The 20209-nt window shown below is 66.4% G+C and carries 19 protein-coding genes and 1 pseudogene; 10 read left to right on the top strand and 10 right to left on the bottom strand.

All coding sequences use genetic code 11. The features are described 5' to 3' along the window. Nucleotides 1-140: 140 nt before the first annotated feature. Nucleotides 141-344 carry a DNA gyrase inhibitor YacG gene (locus NR792_RS04150; RefSeq protein WP_120526005.1) on the bottom strand — a complete coding sequence of 68 codons (204 nt, stop codon included), beginning with the start codon at nucleotides 342-344 and terminating at the stop codon, nucleotides 141-143. 52 nt (nucleotides 345-396) lie between these two features. Between NR792_RS04150 and NR792_RS04145 the strand changes: the two genes are divergently transcribed. Both NR792_RS04145 and NR792_RS04140 read left to right on the top strand, forming a co-directional pair. Then, a complete protein-coding gene (locus NR792_RS04145) occupies nucleotides 397-1398 on the top strand; it encodes a magnesium transporter (RefSeq protein ID WP_375758765.1) in 1002 nt (333 codons plus the stop codon). 35 nt (nucleotides 1399-1433) lie between these two features. Further along, a complete protein-coding gene (locus NR792_RS04140) occupies nucleotides 1434-2423 on the top strand; it encodes an NAD(P)H-quinone oxidoreductase (RefSeq protein ID WP_375758764.1) in 990 nt (329 codons plus the stop codon). A gap of 6 nt (nucleotides 2424-2429) precedes the next feature. On the opposite strand, the gene NR792_RS04135 is transcribed toward NR792_RS04140, so the two are convergent. After that, the gene (locus NR792_RS04135) at nucleotides 2430-2858 is read right to left on the bottom strand and encodes an MmcQ/YjbR family DNA-binding protein (RefSeq protein ID WP_375758763.1); all 429 of its coding nucleotides are present in this window, start codon (nucleotides 2856-2858) and stop codon (nucleotides 2430-2432) included. A 77-nt stretch (nucleotides 2859-2935) separates the two neighbouring features. On the opposite strand from NR792_RS04135, the gene NR792_RS04130 reads away from it, so the two are divergent. Next, nucleotides 2936-3973, top strand: coding sequence for an agmatinase family protein (locus NR792_RS04130; protein ID WP_375758762.1), 1038 nt, complete (start codon nucleotides 2936-2938; stop codon nucleotides 3971-3973). Between the two features lie 3 nt (nucleotides 3974-3976). Here the strand turns inward: NR792_RS04130 and NR792_RS04125 are convergent, their stop codons facing one another. Further along, a complete protein-coding gene (locus tag NR792_RS04125) occupies nucleotides 3977-4984 on the bottom strand; it encodes an ATP-binding protein (protein WP_375758761.1) in 1008 nt (335 codons plus the stop codon). 256 nt (nucleotides 4985-5240) lie between these two features. On the opposite strand from NR792_RS04125, the gene NR792_RS04120 reads away from it, so the two are divergent. After that, on the top strand, nucleotides 5241-6581 hold the full coding sequence (locus tag NR792_RS04120; RefSeq protein ID WP_375758760.1) for a trypsin-like peptidase domain-containing protein: 1341 nt from the start codon (nucleotides 5241-5243) through the stop codon (nucleotides 6579-6581). Nucleotides 6582-6634: 53 nt separating this feature from the next. Next, the gene (locus NR792_RS04115) at nucleotides 6635-8626 is read left to right on the top strand and encodes a protein kinase (RefSeq protein ID WP_375758759.1); all 1992 of its coding nucleotides are present in this window, start codon (nucleotides 6635-6637) and stop codon (nucleotides 8624-8626) included. A gap of 283 nt (nucleotides 8627-8909) precedes the next feature. Here NR792_RS04115 and NR792_RS04110 read toward each other — a convergent pair. Continuing rightward, nucleotides 8910-9463: pseudogene (locus NR792_RS04110) on the bottom strand (site-specific integrase); the annotation flags it as partial. Between the two features lie 441 nt (nucleotides 9464-9904). Here NR792_RS04110 and NR792_RS04105 point away from each other — a divergent pair. Next, on the top strand, nucleotides 9905-12496 hold the full coding sequence (locus NR792_RS04105) for a CHAT domain-containing protein (RefSeq protein ID WP_375758758.1): 2592 nt from the start codon (nucleotides 9905-9907) through the stop codon (nucleotides 12494-12496). Nucleotides 12497-12591: 95 nt separating this feature from the next. Beyond that, the gene (locus NR792_RS04100; RefSeq protein WP_375756965.1) at nucleotides 12592-13956 is read left to right on the top strand and encodes an IS701 family transposase; all 1365 of its coding nucleotides are present in this window, start codon (nucleotides 12592-12594) and stop codon (nucleotides 13954-13956) included. Nucleotides 13957-14271: 315 nt separating this feature from the next. Here NR792_RS04100 and NR792_RS04095 read toward each other — a convergent pair whose 3' ends face one another. Continuing rightward, nucleotides 14272-14769: a hypothetical protein gene (locus tag NR792_RS04095; RefSeq protein WP_375758757.1), complete on the bottom strand. Its 498-nt coding sequence runs from the start codon at nucleotides 14767-14769 to the stop codon at nucleotides 14272-14274. A gap of 435 nt (nucleotides 14770-15204) precedes the next feature. On the opposite strand from NR792_RS04095, the gene NR792_RS04090 reads away from it, so the two are divergent. Next, on the top strand, nucleotides 15205-15606 hold the full coding sequence (locus NR792_RS04090) for a hypothetical protein (RefSeq protein WP_375758756.1): 402 nt from the start codon (nucleotides 15205-15207) through the stop codon (nucleotides 15604-15606). Nucleotides 15607-15638: 32 nt separating this feature from the next. Here NR792_RS04090 and NR792_RS04085 read toward each other — a convergent pair whose 3' ends face one another. Beyond that, nucleotides 15639-16001: a hypothetical protein gene (locus NR792_RS04085; RefSeq protein WP_375758755.1), complete on the bottom strand. Its 363-nt coding sequence runs from the start codon at nucleotides 15999-16001 to the stop codon at nucleotides 15639-15641. 112 nt (nucleotides 16002-16113) lie between these two features. Between NR792_RS04085 and NR792_RS04080 the strand changes: the two genes are divergently transcribed. Then, a complete protein-coding gene (locus NR792_RS04080; RefSeq protein ID WP_375758754.1) occupies nucleotides 16114-16536 on the top strand; it encodes a hypothetical protein in 423 nt (140 codons plus the stop codon). A 49-nt stretch (nucleotides 16537-16585) separates the two neighbouring features. Beyond that, nucleotides 16586-16867 (top strand): hypothetical protein, encoded by a 282-nt coding sequence (locus NR792_RS04075; RefSeq protein ID WP_375758753.1) that lies wholly within the window; start codon nucleotides 16586-16588, stop codon nucleotides 16865-16867. 199 nt (nucleotides 16868-17066) lie between these two features. Here the strand turns inward: NR792_RS04075 and NR792_RS04070 are convergent, their stop codons facing one another. The 4 genes from NR792_RS04070 to NR792_RS04055 all read right to left on the bottom strand — a co-directional run bounded on the left by NR792_RS04070 (nucleotide 17067) and on the right by NR792_RS04055 (nucleotide 20205). Continuing rightward, nucleotides 17067-17327, bottom strand: a complete 261-nt coding sequence (locus NR792_RS04070; RefSeq protein ID WP_375758752.1) for a hypothetical protein — start codon at nucleotides 17325-17327, stop codon at nucleotides 17067-17069. Between the two features lie 56 nt (nucleotides 17328-17383). Further along, complete coding sequence (locus NR792_RS04065; protein WP_375758751.1) at nucleotides 17384-17608, bottom strand: hypothetical protein; 225 nt, start codon at nucleotides 17606-17608, stop codon at nucleotides 17384-17386. 397 nt (nucleotides 17609-18005) lie between these two features. Beyond that, a complete protein-coding gene (locus NR792_RS04060; RefSeq protein WP_375758750.1) occupies nucleotides 18006-18542 on the bottom strand; it encodes a transposase in 537 nt (178 codons plus the stop codon). A gap of 82 nt (nucleotides 18543-18624) precedes the next feature. Beyond that, nucleotides 18625-20205, bottom strand: a complete 1581-nt coding sequence (locus tag NR792_RS04055) for a DUF1501 domain-containing protein (protein ID WP_375758749.1) — start codon at nucleotides 20203-20205, stop codon at nucleotides 18625-18627. Between the last annotated feature and the right edge of the window lie 4 nt (nucleotides 20206-20209).

Raw genomic sequence — 20209 nt, 5'->3', positions numbered from 1 at the left:
TATACCGTCACTCTCTCCGCGACTCCAGCGGCACGCCTGCCCCCTGCCCTCCGGGGCGCATGGGCGCGGGCCCTCCAGCGGCCCGCTCCCCTGCCCTGTCGCTCGACCGGGCCGGGAAGCTTCCGGCGCCGGACGGTGGCTCAGGCGTCGTGACGGCGCGTCTCACCGTCGGAGGGCAGCTCGTCCTCCTGCTGCTCGGCCTGACGGTCGGGCACGCGGTACTCCTCGCCCAGCCAGCGGCCCAGGTCCACGGCGCGGCAGCGGCGGGAGCAGAAGGGTTGGGAGGTGTTTTCCGGGCGCGGAGGCACGGGCTTCTGACAGATGGGACACGGCGCGAGTGGCATGGTGGATGGACTCCTAGATAAGCCTTGACGCTCCGGCGGGCCAGGACGTTTCGTGCCGCGCCTCGTGCAGACACCCTCGGAGACTGCTCACACGCTGCTGCAAGGCGACCGGCTGTCGCGGGACTTCACGGCCGTGGGCGTGGAGGACACGGTCGCCCAGGCGCTGGAGAAGCTGCGCACCCACCCCGGCACGGGGGAGATCTTCTACTGCTACGCGTGCGACCCGGACGGCCGCCTGGTGGGCGTGGTGCCCATCCGCAAGCTGATCCGCGCGGACCCCGGCGAGCGCATCGCGTCGCTGATGTTCACCCGGGTGGTGAAGCTGCCGGTGGACGCGTCCGACGCGGTGGTGGAGGACTTCTTCGTCACCTACCGCTTCCTGGCGTTCCCGGTGGTGGACGCGGACGGGCGCATCGTGGGCGTGGTGGAGATGAACCAGTTCGTGGACGCGTTCTCCGACACGCTCTTCGACGAGGTGGAGGGCCGCGTGCGCGACGAGGTCTACCGCTTCGTGGGCCTCCCCCAGGGCGAGGAGCGGGAGACGCGGCCGGTGCGCATGGCGCTCAAGCGCTTCCCCTGGCTGCTCGTGAACATCGCCGGCGGGTTCCTGGCCGCCACGACGACGCGGCTGTTCGAGCGCACGGTCGCGGAGCTGGTGGTGGTGAGCGCCTTCATCCCCATGGTGCTGGTGCTGTCGGAGAGCCTGGGCGTGCAGACAACGGCGGTGTCGGTGTCGATGGTCTCCCACGGCGAGGTGGACCGGAAGGTGGTGACGCGCGAGGTGCTGGCCGCGAGCCTGGCCGGGCTGATGGCGGCGGCGGTGGTGGCGCTGCTCGGCCGCGTCTATTCACCGGGGTTCGGCTTTCCCCTGGCGCTGTTCGTGGCGGTGACGGTGTCCGCCACCCTGGCGTCGTGCCTGGGCGGGGTGCTGCCGTTCCTCTTCAAGCGGCTGAAGGTGGATCCGCACCTGGCGTCGGCGCCGCTGGTGCTGGCGGTGTCCGACAACGTGACGCTGCTGGCGTACTTCGGATTGGTGACGCGGTTGTTGTTGTAACGGTGGTGGGTTTCCTCGCTGAAGGGGGCAGGGTCATGAAGGTCGTGCGCATCACGAAGCCGGGCGGTCCGGAGGTCCTCGCGTTCGACGAGCGGCCGGAGCCGGTACCGGGGCCGTACGACGTGCAGGTGCGGGTGCGGGCAAGCGCGCTCAACCGGGCGGACCTGCTCCAGGTGCGCGGCGCCTATCCGCCGCCACCCGACGCGCCCCAGGACGTGCCGGGCCTGGAGTACGCGGGCGAGGTGGTGGCGGTGGGCCCGCGTGCGCGGAAGTTCCAGCCGGGCGACCGGGTGATGGGGCTGGTGGGCGGGGGCGCGTGGAGCGAGGTGCTCACGACGCATGAGCGCGAGGTGCTGCGCATGCCGACGGGCCTGGACTTCGCGGACGCGGCGGCGCTGCCGGAGGCGTACCTCACGGCCTATGACGCGCTGGTGCTCCAGGCCGACCTGCGGCCCGGGGAGGCCGTGCTGGTGCACGCGGTGGCGAGCGGCGTGGGGTCCGCCGCGGCGCTGCTCTGCCGGGCCATGGGCGTGCGGGTGGTGGGCACGGGGCGGAGCGCGGACAAGCTGGCACGGGCCTCCGAGTGGGGCGTGGGCCAGACGGTGCTGTGTGAGAGCAACCCGCCCGTGTTCGCGGACGCGGTGCTGGCCGCGACGGGAGGCCGGGGCGCGGACGTGTGCCTGGACCTGGTGGGCGGCGCCTACCTGCCGGAGTCCGTGAAGGCCATGGCGCCCCGGGGGCGGCTGATGCAGGTGGGCTCGGTGGCGGGAGCGCGCGCGGAGCTGGACCTGGGGCTGGTGATGCGCAAGCGGCTCACGCTCACGGGGACGGTGCTGCGCAGCCGGCCCGCCGAGGAGAAGATGCTGCTCACGCAGGTGGCGGAGCGGCAGCTGTTGCCCCTGTTCGACTCGGGCGCGCTGAGGGCCGTGGTGGATGCGGTGCTGCCCATGACGGAGCTCCGCTCCGGGCTGGAGCGGATGGCGGGCAACGGCACCGTGGGGAAGATCGTCGTTCGCTGGGACTGAGAGCCGCTACACGGTCCGCTTGCGGGCGGCGGCCTTCTTCGCTGCCCGCTTGGGAGCGGCGACGGCGGGCTCCTGCGCCTTGAGCACCTTGGCGGAAGCGCACCGGCGCCAGGCCTCCTTGAGCAGGGCTTGCAGCAGGCGCCGATTCACGGTCTTCAGACGCACGATGACCATGGGCCAGTCTTGATAGTGCGGCGTCACTTGGAACATGTCTGGCTTGGAATCCAGCAGGGCCTCGCGGTGGTCGAAGTCCACCTGGATGACGATGGAGTCGTCATCCAGCACCCGCGCGAAGAGCGTGTCGCTCACCCGGAAACCGGGCGTGCCGTAGGAGGGGCGCTCCTCCGTCGACGGCAGGGCCAGCGCCATTTCGCGCACGTCGTCCACCGTGAGCCGTCCCCTGCGCTTCGCCACCGTCTTCTTCCGCGTCGCCATCCGTTTCCTCCCTGCCCTGCCGCCAGGCGCCACCGAAGTCATTGCGCCCGGGGAGCGGAACCGTATCCTGCGCCGCCATGGCTACCCACTTCGACCCCGCCGCCGCCGCGCAGCCGGGCTCCGGCATCTTCGGCCTCCCCCACTCTCCCGACGAGGCCCACGTCGTCGTCATCCCCGTGCCCTTCGAGGCCACCACCAGCTACGGCGGTGGCACGTCCAACGGTCCGGCCGCCCTGCTGGAGGCCAGCAAGCAGGTGGACCTGTTCGACGTGGAGACCGGCCGGCCCTACGAGCGCGGCATCGCCATGCTGGAGGCCCCCGCCGAGCTGCACGAATGGAACGAACGCGCCAAGGAGCGCGCCCAGCTCGTCATCGAAGCGGGCGGCATCGAGTCCGGCGAGGCCGAGCTGCTCGCCGCCGCGAAGGACGTGAACGGCTTCAGCGAGAAGCTCAACGACCACGTCTACCGCACCGCGAAGCACTGGCTGGAGCAGGGCAAGCGCGTGGCCGCCGTGGGAGGCGACCACGCCATCTCCTACGGCATCATCCAGGCCCACGCGGAGAAGTACCCCGGCATGGGCGTGCTCCACCTGGACGCGCACGCCGACCTGCGCGTCGCGTACGAGGGCTTCACCTGGTCGCACGCCTCCATCTTCTACAACGTGTGCGAGCGCATCCCGGGCGTGAAGACGCTGGTCCAGGTGGGCCTGCGCGACATGAGCGAGAACGAGCACCGCTACATCGAGGGCTCCGGCGGCCGCATCCACGCCTTCTACGACGCCGTCCTCCAGCAGAACCGCTTCGACGGCCTGCCCTGGAACCAGCAGGTGAAGCAGATCGTCGACAAGCTGCCGCAGCAGGTCTACCTGTCCTTCGACATCGACGGCCTGGACCCCGTGCTGTGCCCGAACACCGGCACGCCCGTCCCCGGCGGCCTGTCCTTCCCGGAGGCCACCGCGCTCGTCGCGGGCGTCGTGCGCTCGGGCCGCACCATCGTCGGCTTCGACCTCACCGAAGTGGCCCCCGACCCGGAAGGCAGCGAGTGGGACGCCAACGTGGGCGCCCGCCTGCTCTACAAGATGATCGGCTGGATGCTGAAGTCGCAGAAGGCCTGACGCTCAGGCCACGCGCGGCAGGGACACGCTGAACGTCGCGCCCTGCCCGGGGCGCGACTCAGCGGAGAGCGCGCCGCCGTGCAGCTTCGCCAGCTCCGAGGCCACGTAGAGCCCCAGCGCCTCTCCTCGCGCGGGGCCCTCCGGGAAGGGCTGGAACAGCCGGGGCAGCTCCGCTTCCGGGATGCCCGGCCCCCGGTCGCTCACGCGCACCAGCACCTGCTCCGGGGACGCCTCCAGCTCCACGCGCACCCCACCCTGCCGGGCCGCGTTCGACAGGAGCACGTCGAACACCTGCTCCAGGCGCTCCGGGTCGAATCTCAGGCCCACCGCCTCCGGGGGCACCCTCACCTCCACCGGCACCCCGGGCCCCGCGGTGCGGCACCTTGCGACGGAGGCCTCCAGGTGCCGGCGCAGGTCGCCCTCCACCTGCCGCAGCGTCACGCTGCCCGCGCTCAGGCGGGCCGCGTCCTGGAGGTAGTGGCCCATCCGCTCCAGTGACTGCAGCTGCGTGCTCAGCGCCTCCACCGCGCCCTTGCCGGGCGGCGGCAGGTCGCGGAGCGTGCGCAGTTGTTCGCGCGCGGCCTCCAGCGGTCCCTGGAGCGACTGCGCCACCCACCGGCTCAGCGCCTCCACCGGCGTCGAGGGCTCCGCGGGCACGGCGGGGGCCTTCTCCAGCACGTCGTGGATCAGCGTCTCGAAGTCGGTGATTTCAAAGGGCTTGTTGAGGAACGCGGCCGCATCCGGCGAGCCCTGTTGGAGCACGGCGCTCAAGAGGATGATGGGCACCTCGCGCAGGCCCGGCTCCTGCTTCAGCCGGCTGCACAGCTCCATGCCGCTCATCCGCGGCATCATGTGGTCCGTCACCACCAGCCTCGGCCGGTGGGCGCGAGCGAGCGCCAGGGCCTCCTCGCCATCCCGTGCGCGCACCACGTCGTGCCCCAGGTCCTCAATCACCTGGCTCAGGACTTCCAGCACCGCGGGTTCATCATCCGCGACCAGGACGAGACTCATGTGCAACCACTCCCTCGGCCCCCGCGGGCATCAAGCAACTCGCCGCGCCGGGACGCCCAGGGCCCGCCCTGTGCTCCCGGGCCGCAATCGGGCCGGGGCAGGGACGTTCTGCCTGAAGTGCGTTCGATCACGGCCGCGCCATCTGGTCTATGAAGAGCCGGACGCCGCTTCCAGACACCCAGGGAATGGCTGCGGCCTTCCCGACATTCAGACTGTCTTCCGGGAGACAATTTCCGGCGGCGTATGGAGGAAGGGCATGAGGGCAGCACACATCCGGTGGGGGCTCTTGCTGACGGGGCTCGTGCTGGCGCTTCCGGCACACGCGGACCTGTCGCGCCGGCGCAGCGACGTGGTGGAGGTGGTGCAGAAGGTCTCCCCGGCGGTCGTCTACATCGGCACCGAGCAGGAGGTGGAGTCGCGCTTCCGGGGCCGGCCGCGCTCGCCGCTGGAGGAGTTCTTCGGCCAGGGGATGGCTCAACCGGAGACGCGCCAGCGCATCACCGGCCTGGGCAGCGGCGCCATCATCGACGCGTCCGGCATCATCGTCACCAACGACCACGTCATCCGGGGCGCCTCCGCCATCCACGTGGTGCTCGCGGACGGGCGCACCTTCGACGCGGAGGTGGTGGGCAGCGACGCGAACAACGACCTGGCCGTCCTCAAGGTCAACGCGAAGGAGCCCCTGCCCACCGCGAAGCTGGGCACCAGCTCCGACCTGATGATTGGCGAGACGGTGGTGGCCATTGGCAGCCCGTTCGGCCTGAGCAAGACGGTGACGGCGGGCGTGGTGTCCGCCACGGGCCGCACCTTCCGCGCGGACGACCGCGTCTACAACGACTTCCTCCAGACGGACGCGGCCATCAACCCGGGCAACTCCGGCGGGCCGCTGCTCAACGTGGACGGAGAGATCATCGGCATCAACACCGCCATCTACGCGAACGGCCAGGGCATCGGCTTCGCCATCCCGGCGGACAAGGTGCGGCGCATCGTGGAGGAGCTCACGCGCTTCGGGAAGGTGCGCCCGGCGTGGGTGGGCATGGACACGGCGGACCTGCGAGCGCAGGTGGCCGCGCGGCTCGGGTGGGACCGCACGTACGGCGTCATCGTGACGAACGTGGATCCGGACAGCCCCGCCGCGCAGGCCGGTGTGCAGCGTGGCGACGTGGTCACGGAACTGGGCGGCTCGCGCATCCAGGACGCGGAGGATTTCGACTCGCGCGTGCGCGGTTATCCGGCCCGCTCGGTCTTCCCCTTGGTGCTCTTCCGAGCAGGCTCAAGCCGCACGGTGCAGGTCACGCCGGTTGAATTTCCTGCTCGCCTGCTTGAAACCCTGGCGTGGGAGAAGCTGGGACTCCGCGTGAAGGAGAGCAAGGGCGGGATGGCGATCGCGTCCGTGCGGCCGGGGTCCGCCGCCTCGGAGATTGGGCTGGAGCCGGGGGACGTGCTGTTGCGGATGAACAATCAGCCTGTCCCGACGGGTGACACTTTCCGTGAAGCCCTGCTGACGGCGCGACGGGGACGTAGCGTGCTGTTGCTCGTGCGGCGCGGGCGTTACGGCTACCACCTGACGCTGCCTTTCGAAGGCCAGCGACTCTAGGAGCGACCCGGGGATTCCAGGATCGACGGGAAGGGCACTAGCATGCCGTTCCCATGAGTACGCCTCGCTATCAATCACTCGGCCCCCTCCTCGCTGGAGAGGGCTCGCGTGCGTTCCTCGGACTGGCGCTGGAGGAAGGCGCCACGCCCCGTCCCGTCGTGCTCATCTGGGCACCCCCTGAGATTGCCCAGAACCCGGAGCTGGTGGCGCGCCTGGAGCGCGAGACGAACCGCGCCATCGTCTTCGAACACCCGAACATCCTGCGCGTGCACGGCCTGGAGAAGCTGGACGGGGGCCTGGCGCGAGTCACCGAGTTCGCGGACGGCGAGCCCCTGCGGCGCGTACTGGAAGCGAACCCGCGCATGTCGCCCGCGTTCGCGTCGCTGGTGGTGGCGGACGCGGCGATGGGCCTGCACTACGCGCACGTCGCCGGCAACGACGACGGTTCACCGCTGGTGCACGGAGACATCCGGCCCGAGACGCTGATGGTGTCCTTCAGCGGCTTCACGAAGGTGACGGGCTACGGAGCGCTCTCCGTGGCGCCGCGCGAGCGCGGTGGCAAGCGCGTGAAGAACCGGCGCGCGTACACGTCCCCGGAGCAGCTGCTGGGCGGGCGCGAAGCGGTCAACGTGCAGTCGGACGTGTTCCTGCTGGGGCTCACGCTGCACGAGTGCCTCACGGGGAAGATGCCGTTCAAGGAGTCGGCGGATCCGGACAAGGCGGTGCTCAACCGCGCCCTGCCCCCGATGCCCGCGGACGTGCCGCTGAAGCTGGATGCCGTCGTGCGCCGCGCGACGACGAAGCGCGCGCTGGAGCGCTACCCGTCGGCGCTCGCGTTCCGCGAGGCGCTGGTGGAGGCGGTTGGAAAGCTGCCGGAGCACGAGGAGTTCGCGGCGCACCTGGCGAAGCTGTTCCCGCCTGAGAGCGAGGCGCGCGCGGCGCGAAGGGCGACGATCGAGAAGGGCATCGCGGAGGCGCTGTCGAAGGCGGGCATGCCCGCGCCGCAGATCGCGGAGCTCATCGCGCAGGGCGTGGGGCTCGCGGAGCCCGTGAAGAGCAAGGTGCCGGAGTTCTCCTCGGCGGAGAGCAGCACGTCCGCGCCCGCGCAGCTCGTGGCCACCGCGCCGCAGACTTCCGTCCCCACTCAGGCCGTGGCCCCACAGGCCTCGGCGTCCGTGCCGGCCGCGCAGGTCCCGACCTCCGTGCCGGTCGCGACCTCCACTGCCGCGCAAGGCTCGCAGAGCGCACCGGTTGCGCCCCCTGCGCAGAGCAATGCTCCGAGCACCTCGAGTCCGGCCACGGGTCAGACCGCAACGCCCTCCCCTGCTCCGAAGTCCTCGACGGAGACGCGGCCCACGGGCCCCATCTTCGGCGGAGCGGCGAGCCCAACGGTTCCGGCCGCGGTCGCGCAGAAGCCTTCACGTTCCTGGGTGCCGTTCGTGGTGGGCGGTCTCGTGCTGACGCTCGGCGCGGGCGCGGTGATCGTCCAGCGCCAGCTCCAGGGCACGATGACCGTTGAGACCTTCGACGCGGGCATGCCCATCGTCGTGGCCGAGCCCTTCGACGCGGGCATCGAGGACGCGGGTGTGGAAGACGCCGGTGTGGACGCGGGCCCGACCATGGGCACCCTGGACCTCACCGTGGAGCCGCGCGTGGAGGTCACGCTCAACAACGCGCTGCTGGGCCGCACGCCGCTGTCCGCCTCGCTGCCGCCGGGCAAGCACCTGCTCACCTTCACCAACGGCGCGCTCGGCATCTCTGTGTCGCGCACGGTGACGGTGGCCCCCACGGGCCGCTCCGGCTACCAGTTCTTCCTCAACAAGGCCTTCATCAACGTGCGAGGCCCCGCCGGAGCCAACGTCACTATCGACGGCAAGCCCGCGGGCACGGTCCCCGTGGAGGAACTGGACGTCTACGAGGGCTACCACCGCCTCAACGTCACTGTGGGCCCGTCGCACTGGCAGAAGACCTTCACCATCGAGCCCGGCCAGCGCGTCAACTTCGACGTGGACTTCCAGGAACCGCAGGAGGCCGTGGAGGAGTAGGCACCGGTTGGCGTAACGCCCCCGCCACGGGGCCGCAGGTTCGAATCCCGCCGCCACCATCCCGAGAAGCCCAGCAATCTTAAAAGGTTGCTGGGTTTTTCTTTGTCCTCGTTTTCATCATGTGCCGCCAGTGTGCCCCTCTGGCGTCTCTAGCCCAGAGCGGCACGCGGCTCGGGGATGGGCAGATCCAACTCCTGCACCGCTTTCCTGTGCCTCGGGTGACAGGTGCGCGTACCTCAGGGTCATCTCGATGGTGGCGTGCCCCATCAGCTCCTGAATGACCTTGAAGCATGCCCTGTTCTTGAGCCAGTGCCAGCAACTTGTGCAGCACGGTCAGGACGTTGTTGATGGACTTGAGGGAGAGCAGCTTCACCTCACCGGCGCCCTTGCGCTTGAGGAGGCCGCCCGCGTGGGGGCTTCCTTCCGTGCGCGAGCCCCCGAGGGCTTCTTACGCATGGCCGCCTTGAAGTCTTCGATCTCCGCTGGACCGATGGCATCAAGAGGCGTGTTGCCGAACACGGGGCTCAGGTGGTCATCAAGGATCTGCCGCTTGGTGACGACGCTGGAGTGCTTGTTGTTGTTGTTCTCGCTGTCCGTCAGGAAGCGCGGGACGAACTCCCCGAGGGCGGGAACCCGGCCCACGCTGTTCTCCTTTCCGAAAGTTCCGGTCAGGAGAGCATGGCGGATCTGACGCTCGTACTCTTCAGCCCCCGGCGGGTGTTGCTGGGCGAGGCCTTGCGGATCCGCTCCACCCTGCCGCTGGGGTGCTGGTACTTGACGTCCCACCCACCACGCCTCTTTGAGCTTCAACACCACGCGCTCTGGAGCGGCCCTCACGCAGGGGCCAGATGCGCACTCGCCGTTGGCAACCCCAGGTGCGCCACAATCGCTCTCCCCCTCCTGCTCCCTTCACGTACGCCCCCCCTCAAGCCTGCCTCCGCACCTCAAGCACGCAAGCACATCCAGGGCGAACGTCCTTTTCAGCAGCTCGGCCCAGGCCAAAGAGGGTGTGCCCTCCTTCCAAAGGCTCCACCGTCGAGGCAAAGGCGGGGCTTTCATCCTCCTGTCCCGGCTCCGCCCCCCCTGCTTGAGGGAACCCGCTCTGCGCGCCCACCCATCTATGTGGCACACAGCCCCAAGTCTAGAACTTCCGCTATCCTCGGTTCAAACCTGTCAATCCGGCTACGACCACTCACCCCTCGCCCGGCAATCTCGACGAAGACTATCTTTTCCTCAACAAAACCCTAACGCTGCGATTTAAGCCTTTGACCACAACAAATGAGCCAAACCTCCCCGATCACAGAGCAAGTCTTTCAGCTTCTACTCGAAGAGAAGCCCCTATCAGCCCTAAAACTCCTAGCTGAATACGAACTAAGCGACGAAGCTGATATCCAGTGTCTAACAAACGCCATTGAGCGAATCCTGCTCCGAGAAGGCGACGAAATCGAAGGGCTTCAGAACGGCGCATCTCATTCACTTCTACTGAGTGTCGTTCTTAAGGCATGCCGCTTTGCCGCAAACCATCCATACGATTTTCGCTGGGTGTCGCAATTAGCGGACGTCCTATCGGTCGAATCGTGTGGGCACAGCGGCCAATCGATCCTTACGGAGTTGGCTATTAGCCGATCCGATCAAGTCAGGATTTCCTCGATGCCGACGAGTGAATCTGAGGACGCCAGTGCCGATCAGTTCTCTGAATTCTTTCGCCGATACATTAATCAGCTCAATCCAGGAGTTAACCGGCTTAGCTTTCAGCGGGTGGCCCCCGAGCAGCACCTGCTTACAACTGAAAGGAGTAGTCTCTACGGCTTCGCCGGGACGCTCCTAAAAACCCCAGGAGTATATGCCTCCAACAAGAGGCAGTTTTACATGCTCCTGCTAAAGGCAGGTGTCGACCTTTCGCACCCGACCAAACAAGACCCCCAAGACCTTCGCCTCATCGGAATAGCATCAGAAGTACTTGCAGACAATTACGACCTAACAGGCGCATTTGAATTGTCTTTCCAGGCCCTATCCTTGTCCACTCATAGCCAACATTTAATTTCCGCAAGATACGCGTGGGGAATTCTGGCAGAGACGTTTCTGCGCGCACGAAAGTACGTCAACGCCTTGATTTGCTGGAATTGCGCCACGTCCATCGACGAAGAGGTTCCCCCGGACATCGCATTACGAGAATCTATTACGCTCATCCACACTTTGCTGCATTTGGACCTTTGGACGCCTGCCGACGCACTGCTCAAGATCGCGCGCGCCCGATTCCAGTTGACGGGCTTGGCTAGCAAGTTCCCCCATTATCTGATCCACATCGAGGCTAAGATCATCCTGAGCCAAGCACTAAACGAAGGAGCCTCTGCTGACATACTGACAAGCAGACTCAAACCGCTTTTGTCGCCCGTGTCCGAAATAATCAAAACACGGAAATATGGCGGCACGATCGGGGCAATCGCGAGTGTATTTGCGGCAGTAATCTATCGATGCAAAACGTCAAGCCACCCCATTTCGGAGGAAATTCAGGCCAAGTTTGATGAAATAATTCAGCTGTCTGGCGAGTCAACCGCGTCCCGCTACCGCACATTGGCTTCGATGACAATTGGCGTACATCAACTCCTTGAACTGGGAGCAAACTTCAGCAAAGGTGCACGAACTGAGCTTGGGACTGACGCTTGGTTGCTGAGAACTCTCGCGCCGCGCGCTCTATCTCAGTCTATCAAAAGCGCTAACGGAAGAGACGCTCTTAGCTCCCTTGAGTTGATTGCAGATCATCGCGCATCTGCTTCTAACGGAAAATCCAGTCAAGCATCGATACTAACACACTTGTCGGCCGCCAAATCAGACGGCCTGGATTCCGAGGAATGGACGAAAAATCTGGATTCTTTTGCGCGCAATCTCTCCAACAATGGGGAGCACATAGAGGCCATTGGACTGGATTCTGAAAACAGGCTTGTACGGGTAACCGTCTGTAATGGAGCTGTAGTTGGGCCAATAGTAGAGTCGCGCGACATTTTCGACCCTGCGGCACTCGAACTCTGGGAGAAATCAGGCCTTCAGCGACTTCGCAACCTGGAACGGTTCAGATCATACGGCTACGACGAAGTTCTGCGCGTAGTCTCTAAACTTGGATTATCCTCTACATCCCAAGGTGCAGTAACCATTCTCTTGCAGGGCGGTCGTGTCGCAACTGTTCCGGCCAACCTGCTTGTTCGCAAGGATGGGTTTGCTGGGGAGCGCCCACTGGCAGTGGTTCCATCGCTATCTTGGCTAAGGCTCGCGCGATCTGCTCCTAGAGAAACGACTGGCAAGGTTGCGGCATGGATTGCCAATCCTGACATCGAGGCGGCCATATCACCCTTGAGAATTATCAATGAGTACATCCATGAATGGTTCTCGTCAGTGCCAATCGATCGACGCTGGCGTGAGCACCAGGACAAAGCGCCTGACCTTGTTGTTGTTGGTGCGCATGGCATAGTCGGCGCAGAGGGGCATTTCTTCAGAATGCTGAAGGACGAGCAGGATCGCCCAATGGCGTTGAATCAACTCGCGGAAACCCTAAGAGGTTCTGGGGTAGTGGTTCTTTTGGTCTGCAGCGCAGGGAAGGTAGGAGTCTCGCCATATCTGAGCACCAATGTTAGCCTGCCAGAAATGCTTCTGGGCAATGGGTGTCGTTCTGTTGTTGCGAGTCCCTGGCCCATAGACTCCGTGAAGGCCGGAAGTTGGCTGGAGTTTTTTGTTGCCGCCTGGAACACCGGATTCAGCGTTGTTGAATCCACCTACTTTGCCAACGATGAGATGCGGCGCATATCTTCGCATCCATTGGATTGGCTTGCCATGCATGTTTTTGGCGATCCGCAGGTGAAGGGCAGCGCTTCTTGATTTCCTTTGTCGCAAGCGGCGCCCCAGGGCACCCCTTGGCATCTAATACTACCCGGTCACTTGAATCCAGCTGGCGACCATGATCTACGGTCGGGATGACACCCGCACAGCTCAAGAAGCTGGACGAGGCGCTGGGCGCCTACCTTGAGGAGATGGTCGTCGGCATGGGGCGGCTGGAGAGACGGCGCGCCATGGAGGCCTACGTGACAGGCCTGCTGCTGGACGGGGAGCGCAAGAGCATTGAGCCGATGGCGGCCCGGCTGGTGGAGGACGCAGGCGAAGTCGAGGCGATGCGTCAGCGGCTGCAGCAGTGCGTGTCGCAAGGGACGTGGAGCGACGAGTCGCTGCGGGAGCGACTGGCGCGGAAGCTGGAGTTGCGGCTACCGGAGTTGGAAGCGCTGGTGGTGGACGACACGGGGTTTCCGAAGAAGGGGAAGCACTCGGTGGGAGTCGCCCGGCAGTACTCGGGGACGCTGGGGCGCACGGACAACTGCCAGGTGGCCGTCAGCCTGCACCTGGCAGGGGCACGCGGCAGCGGGTGCATTGGCATGCGGTTGTACCTGCCCGAGGAGTGGGTGACGGACAAGGCGCGGCGCAAGGCGGCCGGAGTCCCCGAGGAGGTGGGCGCCACGCGCAAATGGGAATTGGCGCTGTCGCAGCTGGACGACGCGCTGAAGTGGGGCGTGCGCAAGCACGTCGTCCTGGCGGATGCGGGGTATGGCAACTGCCGGGAGTTTCGCGAAGGACTCACGGCACGGGGCCTGCCCTACCTCGTCGCGGTGCCGGGGCAGCACAAGGTGTGGCCTCCGGGGGCGACGCCACACCTGCCGGTGAAGAAGGCGGGCACGTACGGGCGCCCTCGGACTCGCTTCGTCGACGACAGCGGCGTGCAGCCCTGGACGATTGAAGAATTGGCACGCCAGTTACCTGAGGAGGAGTACCGCCGCATCAGCTGGCGCGAGGGCAGCCGTGGCATGCAGTCCTCCACTTTCGCCGCGGTGCGAATCCAGGTCGCTGAAGGCCATGTCGTGCGCAAGGCGCCGGGCGCCCCCGAGTGGCTCTTGTGCGAGTGGCCGCCAGGCGAGGCTGCGCCAACGAAGTACTACCTCTCGTCTCTGCCGGAGGACACGCCCCTCAAACGCCTCGTCACCTTGGCGAAGCTGCGCTGGCGCGTTGAGCGCGACTACCAGGAGATGAAGGGCGAAGTCGGCCTGGACCATTTCGAGGGCCGCACCTGGAGAGGCTTTCATCACCACGCCACGCTCTGCATGGTGGCCCATGGCTTCCTCGCGCTCCGTCGAGCGCTTTTTCCCCCGGAGGAGGATTCCCTGGACGCTGCCCCAGGTGCGTCGACGGCTTCAGCATCTGCTGCTGCGCCGCCTCGGCCATTGTCCGCTGTGCCTCCGCAGACTCGGCGCTCGCGCTCCTCCTCAAGGCCCCTCACGCATCTGATCAAGTAGTACTAACAGCGTCTAACGGAAGTCAGAACTGGGCCGGCCGTTGGTAAGGGGTGTCCTCCGCTTACGGAACATACGGAACATGGCGTATAGGCGGGATAGGGGCCATGTAGAGGGCGGGGGCTGGAGCGGAGGTGTCAATGAAGGCCGCAGACCGGGGCCGCCCGAGCCGTGAGCCAGGCGCGGGGAGAAGCCGCTTGAGCCCCTTGGGGTACACGCTGGCCCTGACCGCCCTCCCATGAGGTGCGCGGCAGGAAGCCTGGGCCTGTTGGCGCTGGGGTGGCGTAAGCCTCAACACCCTGCGGCCTGGGGTGGCCCTCACGCCGGGGCCAGGCTCGCACCTGCCCCAGGCAATCCCAGGTGCTCCCAAATCGCTCGCACCCCTGCGGCTTGCTTCACGTATGCCAAGACCCACCGCCTGCCTCCACACCTCACGCAGACGAACATGTCGAAGTCGAACGTCCTCCTGAGCAACCCCGCCCAGTCCACTCGCGGCCTCCTCTCCTTCAGCGGCTCCTTGCTGGCCGCTGCCTGGGGCGCCACGCTCGCTTCCTCCTCTTCTGCTTGGGGGAACTGCAGGTCCGCCGCGCTCGCCACCGGCGCGCACTCCGCCCAGAGCCGGTCGGTGTTGTAGTCCGCCCTCCAGTCGCGCCAGCCCACCTGGTGGAAGGCCCACGTCACGAGTCCGGAGCAGTCGAAGAGGCGTGGACTATTCACCGAAGCTCGCTGCCCCTTCGCGTTCCAGCGGTAGGGCGAGTGCCTCTGGGCGAGGACGAGGGCGAGGAAGGCGGCACGTTGCGAGGTGATGATGGGCACGGCGGGCTCCGGGGACTACGAGGTGTTCCCCGGAGAAGGGGCGCGCGCCCCTGTGCAGGCCGACCGTATCTGGTAGAACCTGAGCAGTCAGAACTGTTGGCGGACCGAACAGACAGTCCCCGAAATCTTCGACACCGAGACATCAATGACCACCACAAAAACACCAATCGATCCAGACGAAGCGGAAGCAAAGAGGAAAAGCCTAGCGATTACCGAAAGAGCACTCGCGGCACTGAACACCAAGGGCATATCCGAAAAATGCAAGTCATGCGGTAAGACTAACTGGAACGTCTATGCGCTCAAACTCGTTGCGACGCACGCCAGTGAAACGGTCTTCCCGGCAAAGCACACCATGAATCTCCCGATCCTAAGTCTCACGTGCCTTGAGTGCGGGCGCGTAGACATGTACAACACAAAGATTCTTGGGGTCGAAGAATGACTGGCCTACAGAATCCCAGTGCATACCACATTGGGACGCAAGCAATTCTCCCGGCGACGCCTGAACAGCTGAAGGCCTGCTCAATCACCAAGCAGGACTTAGACATCTTGCTGGAGGGAAGTGGCGCTGGTCTTCACCGCTCCCATCGTGACCTCACGCTTGGTGTTTTCACCTCCGCATTCACCGGCGCCATTGGGTTGATCACCGCGCTGCCTGACGAAATAACAAAGACAAGCAAGACCACCCTGACATTCCTGCTTCTCCTGTCAGCGACCACCATTGCCTCTGGATTTATCGCCATCATAAAGCACTACCAAGCACAGCGCGAAGAGGGCCGCGCATCATTTCAAAACTGCAAAAAACGGCTCGAACGGATGCTTGATGGCCCGCCAGTCTGACGTTGAGGCCTGACAAAGCCTATTCTTGGCCATCATGAGGCAGGAATGGATTCGGGGTGACCAGGGTCTGAATCCTTGGCCACCACGTCCGCGGCGTGCTGGAGCTGCCGGGAGGTGCGCTCTCCCATCAGCAGCGTGACGTGGTTCACCACCTGGTGCAGCTGCGGCCGCGCGGCGCCCATCCAGTCCTCCAGGGCCCCGAGGCGCAGTTCCACCACCTTCAGCATAGCGGCGTGCTCGTTCACCACGCGCAGCTCCGCCTTGATGTCGCGCACGTCCTGAGCTACCGCGCCCAGCGACTGCACCAGCAGGGGCACTTGGTCCACGGCGGACTCGTGCTTCGTCTGCCGGCGCGACAGCAGCCCGTTGAGGAGGGGCACGAGGAGCTGGCTCACGGCCAGAACGAGGACGGCGCCGGAACTCAGGACTCATGGGGGGGCATGCCCGGACAGAAGGGGCGGCGCAAGGCCAAAGGCAACGTATGCTCCTCGCTGAGGAGCCACGCCAATGAGCAAGGAAAGAGCCCAAGATTCGATTGCGACCTACGCGCAAGTCCTCGAGGAGGACCTCGTCGATTTCACACACAGCCAGCGCACGGACCTTGCCCGGAAGCTAGCTGCCCCAATGGAGCTGCTAACCCCGGATGAGCGGAGCGACGTCGTCAGGCAGTACCACCGCGCGGCATATGCCAAGCTAGCTGATATGCACGCTCAATCTCGGGTGCTGCTCACGCTCCGCCAACTCGAAGAAGTACAGGGCCGATTGTCGGAATCGTCAGGACAGGTCGCCGCCTTCCTTGACGCTGGACAGGACCATCTCGCGCGGACGTTCCTTAGCGCTCACAGCTTTTACCTTTTGCTGGCAGAGGTTCAGCTGCAGCTTGAGCGGTCGACACCGAACTCTTCCAGCAAGAAGTCCACGTCAAAATAGCGCCCGAGGCAGCGACAAAGCAGGGAGCGGCGGCTCTTTTCACCCGGGCATGCAAGACACCGACGTCCGCCCCCCGCTGGTGCGCAGCGTCCAGGCCACGTGCCCGGAGGCGTGGGTGCTGCCAGAGTTGGGCCTAGAGCTCGGGCTGGTGCGGGTGGACTTGGCCGCGCTCAGCACGGCCTGCTTGCACGGCTACGATGTGAAGGCGGACGCGGACACGCTGCGGCGGCTGCCCGCCCAGACCGCCTGCTACGGCGCCGTCCTGGACCGGTGCACCCTCGTCGCGGGCGCCGAGCACCTGGAGCGCGGCCATGAGCCGGTCCCAGGGTAGTGGGGGCTGGTGCTCGCGAACCCCGGACGGACGGCGTCATGCTGGAGGAGGTGCGTCCGGCGGCGGACGACCCCAGTCCCAACGAGGGCGCCCCCCTGTACCTGCTATGGCGGGCGGAACCGTTGGCACTCCTTGAGGAGGCGGGCGCGGCACGAGGCCTGCGCGTCTGCGCGAGGAAGAACATGCCGAGACGCAGGCGTCAGGGTGGCCATTCTTGCAGGTCGCTCATGTCGAGTAGCACCTCGAGAAATCCGCCCAGGCTGTCGTATCCGGGCTGAAACGTCCTCACGGCATTGGCGACGAACAACGGCACCACGATGCACCAGTGGCGCTCTAGCGCATTGGGGTCCGGCCCCGGGTGCGACTGCCAAGGGAGGGTGGGATGCTTGTGGTTCCCACAGTATCGCTCGACGGCCTTGGCCTCCTCTTCGGTCAGCCCATCTAGAAGCTCCAGCACCATCCGTAAACCGTAGCACCTGCCCCTCTGGGGCGAGCAGCGCACAACATCAGCCGCTGTCACACCGCCTTAATCTCCGGTTCGCGCAAGCCCCTTGCTGCGCGTCGCCCCTGATCGACGCACAGCAGCCCATCAAGGATGATAGCGATGGGATACAGCGCGCCCACCTCTCGCCCTTCGTGGTCCGTCACCGTCATCCGCCCGCGCGGCTGGACGCTGCGCGCGACCATGTCAGGGTGCCGCATGCAGCGCAGCTCGAAGGCCCAGTGCTCGGCTCGCTGCACCAGAGAGCCATCCGCTTCAAAGTAGCGGAGCAGGATGCCCTAACGAGGATGGGCGACGGTGACGCGGTCAATCTCCTGGCCATCCGCGTCCAGGACCCGGGCGGAGACGCAGGAGCAGCCACATGGAAGCGGGGTGCCCTCGAGTATAGGAAGGATGGAAGGCCTTTTGAGGGATGGCGTGCTGGAGAGCCGGGGCCGAGGAGGGCCGCTGACAGGGGCGCCCGAGCAGCGCACCCGGTCGGTTGAGAGGCCGCTTGAGCCCCTTGGGGGACACGCCTGCCCAGTTCGCCCTCCCATGAGGTGCACGGCAGCAGCCTGGGCCTGTTGGCGCTGGGGCGGCGTAAGCCTCAACACCCCGCGCCCTGGGGTGGCCCTCGCGCCGGGGCCAGGCTCGCACCTACCGCAGCAATCCCAGGTGCTCCACAATCGCTCGCACCCCTGCGGCTTGCTTCACGGATGCCAAGACCCGCCGCCTGCCTCCACACCTCACGCAGACGAACATGTCGGAGTCGAACGTCCTTCTGAGCAACCCCGCCCAGTCCACTCGCGGCCTCCTCTCCTTCAGCGGCTCCTTGCTGGCCGCTGCCTGGGGCGCCATGCTCGCCTCCTCCTCTTCTGCTTGGGGGACCAGAAATGGCCGCTGTTGCGCGCCTGGAGCGAAGACGCCGTGGAACCTCGTGAGGTTTGTCCGAGGCGCAGGCACCAGCGACGCCACACGCCGTAAAAGTTCCAGCCCGGTAAAGAGCAGGTGCGTGGTGCCGTCCGGCAGCGGGCGCTTCATCCGCCAGGCGATGCGGCCATCCTGCGCTCGTGACAACCGCTCCAGCGCCAGCGCGCCCCGCGCCCCGTAGCGGCACAGCCGCTCCAGGCCCTGCCTGCTGCGGGGTGCCGTCCTCCTTCTGAACGCCGGGGAACGGCGCTGGGAGGGGCACACCCCAGGGCAACAGGATTCACCGGAAAAATAACGCCCAGGGTGCTTTCCCTGCCCCCTGGGCCATCCACTCGCCCGGTCGGGACTACGCCTTGCGGAGCCCCACGACCTCGCCGTAGCCGCCGGGGATGAAGAACTCGTGCGCCTCCATGCCCAGGATGCGCAGCGCGGTCGTCACCGCGTCCGCGGAGCGGGGCACGCGCTTCGAGGCCTGGCCGTTCTCCTCGATGATGTCCACCGGGACGCCGAGCCCGCGCGTGGTGTACGAGCCCACCTGCCGGTTCCCCGCCACGTTCCCGCCCGCGAAGCAGATGGACGTGTAGGGGTGGTGATCGTCCGGCAGGTAGTAGCTGCCGTCGCTGCTCCGCGAGGCCCAGCTCCGGCCGAACTCGCTCATCACCAGCACGAGCGTGTCGTCGAGCAGCGTCTTGCCGGGCTTGCCGGGCGCGGGCGCCGCCTTGAGCTCGCCGAGGAAGCGCGCGACGTTGTCCATCATCCCGCGGCCGTGCGCGCAGCTGTAGCCATGGCCCAGGCCGCTGTGCGTGTCGAAGTCCTGCTGCAGCGAGACGTGCACCGAGGTGCAGAGGTCCGCCTTGAGCAGGCGCAGCGCCATGTCCATGCGCGCGTCGAGCCCCGTGAGGTGGAAGTTCGCGAGGCCGAAGGTGTACGTGAACGACTGGTTGGGCAGGTAGCTCGACAGGTACGCGGGGCGATTCGAGGTCATCATCTCGATGCCCTGGGTCTTCTCCAGCACGGACACGACGTCCGTCGCGAGCACGCGCGACACCGCCGACAGCGAGCCGTGCAGCCCCTCCAGGTAGTTGTCCACCTTCGCCGTCGAGCGGCGCAGGAGCTGCTCGGCGCGCGTCAGCGAGAAGCGCTCGATGGTCGTCGTCTTCAGGGTGCCCCCGGTGGGCTTCCCGCGCGCGTCCAGCTCGGGCGCCTCGGTGCGCGCGTCGAGCCCCGTCCACCACGGGTTGTCCGAGGGCTTCGCCGAGAGCATCGGCTTGAGCGCCTCGATGGACGGCACGCGCAGGGGCGAGGCGTGGGAGGGCAGCCCCATGCCCACCGGCGTGCCGCGCTCTCCGGTGACGACGACGAAGGGCAGCGGCCGGCTCTCGCGGTACTTCTCGTACAGGTGGTTCGCGATGACCGAGTGCACGGCGGGCGCCCGGTAGTCCGCGCCGGCGACACCGCACATCGAGGAGATGAACGCGCTCGAGTGGTCGTTGGTGCCCTGGTCGATGCCGTGCAGCACGCTGAGCTGATCCGCCAGCGCGAAGTGCGTGTAGCCGTACATGAGCGGGCTGTAGTTGCCGCGCGCGGCCGGGTCGGCGGGGTTCCACGACTGCCACGTCCGCAGCGGCTTGTAGGAGCCGTTCGGAGGCGCGAGGTTCACCAGCTGGCTCGCCTGGAAGAAGACGGGCTCGCCGCTGTGGGTGGAGGGCGTGGGGACGCAGAGCGGGATGTCCGCGTCCTCCATCGGGGTGAAGTAGTACGCCGGCCGGTAGCCGCCGGGGATGTAGAGCACCACGAGGCGCGAGGGGACGTCGACGTCCGCGGCGTGCGCGGTGCTCGAACCGAGGAGCCCCGCGCGCTCGAGGAGCGCGAGCTGTCCTGCGCCGAGGGCCCACTTGAGCAGGGTGCGACGAGAGGTGTTCGGCATGGTG

The organism is Corallococcus exercitus, assembly GCF_042231735.1.
GTDB classification, from domain to species: domain Bacteria; phylum Myxococcota; class Myxococcia; order Myxococcales; family Myxococcaceae; genus Corallococcus; species Corallococcus exercitus_B.
The sequence above is the reverse complement of the archived record's forward strand: the minus strand, read 5'-3'. Positions and strand labels throughout refer to the sequence as shown.

Bases quoted from the DNA above. Each gene is read 5' to 3' on its own strand.
- NR792_RS04130 (WP_375758762.1), top strand. From the start codon at position 2,936: ATGGCTACCCACTTCGACCCCGCCGCCGCCGCGCAGCCGGGCTCCGGC.
- NR792_RS04135 (WP_375758763.1), bottom strand. From the start codon at position 2,858: ATGGCGACGCGGAAGAAGACGGTGGCGAAGCGCAGGGGACGGCTCACG.
- NR792_RS04100 (WP_375756965.1), top strand. From the start codon at position 12,592: ATGACACCCGCACAGCTCAAGAAGCTGGACGAGGCGCTGGGCGCCTAC.
- NR792_RS04080 (WP_375758754.1), top strand. From the start codon at position 16,114: ATGAGCAAGGAAAGAGCCCAAGATTCGATTGCGACCTACGCGCAAGTC.
- NR792_RS04070 (WP_375758752.1), bottom strand. From the start codon at position 17,327: ATGGTGCTGGAGCTTCTAGATGGGCTGACCGAAGAGGAGGCCAAGGCC.
- NR792_RS04120 (WP_375758760.1), top strand. From the start codon at position 5,241: ATGAGGGCAGCACACATCCGGTGGGGGCTCTTGCTGACGGGGCTCGTG.
- NR792_RS04075 (WP_375758753.1), top strand. From the start codon at position 16,586: ATGCAAGACACCGACGTCCGCCCCCCGCTGGTGCGCAGCGTCCAGGCC.
- NR792_RS04125 (WP_375758761.1), bottom strand. From the start codon at position 4,984: ATGAGTCTCGTCCTGGTCGCGGATGATGAACCCGCGGTGCTGGAAGTC.
- NR792_RS04105 (WP_375758758.1), top strand. From the start codon at position 9,905: ATGAGCCAAACCTCCCCGATCACAGAGCAAGTCTTTCAGCTTCTACTC.
- NR792_RS04140 (WP_375758764.1), top strand. From the start codon at position 1,434: ATGAAGGTCGTGCGCATCACGAAGCCGGGCGGTCCGGAGGTCCTCGCG.
- NR792_RS04090 (WP_375758756.1), top strand. From the start codon at position 15,205: ATGACTGGCCTACAGAATCCCAGTGCATACCACATTGGGACGCAAGCA.
- NR792_RS04055 (WP_375758749.1), bottom strand. From the start codon at position 20,205: ATGCCGAACACCTCTCGTCGCACCCTGCTCAAGTGGGCCCTCGGCGCA.
- NR792_RS04115 (WP_375758759.1), top strand. From the start codon at position 6,635: ATGAGTACGCCTCGCTATCAATCACTCGGCCCCCTCCTCGCTGGAGAG.
- NR792_RS04150 (WP_120526005.1), bottom strand. From the start codon at position 344: ATGCCACTCGCGCCGTGTCCCATCTGTCAGAAGCCCGTGCCTCCGCGC.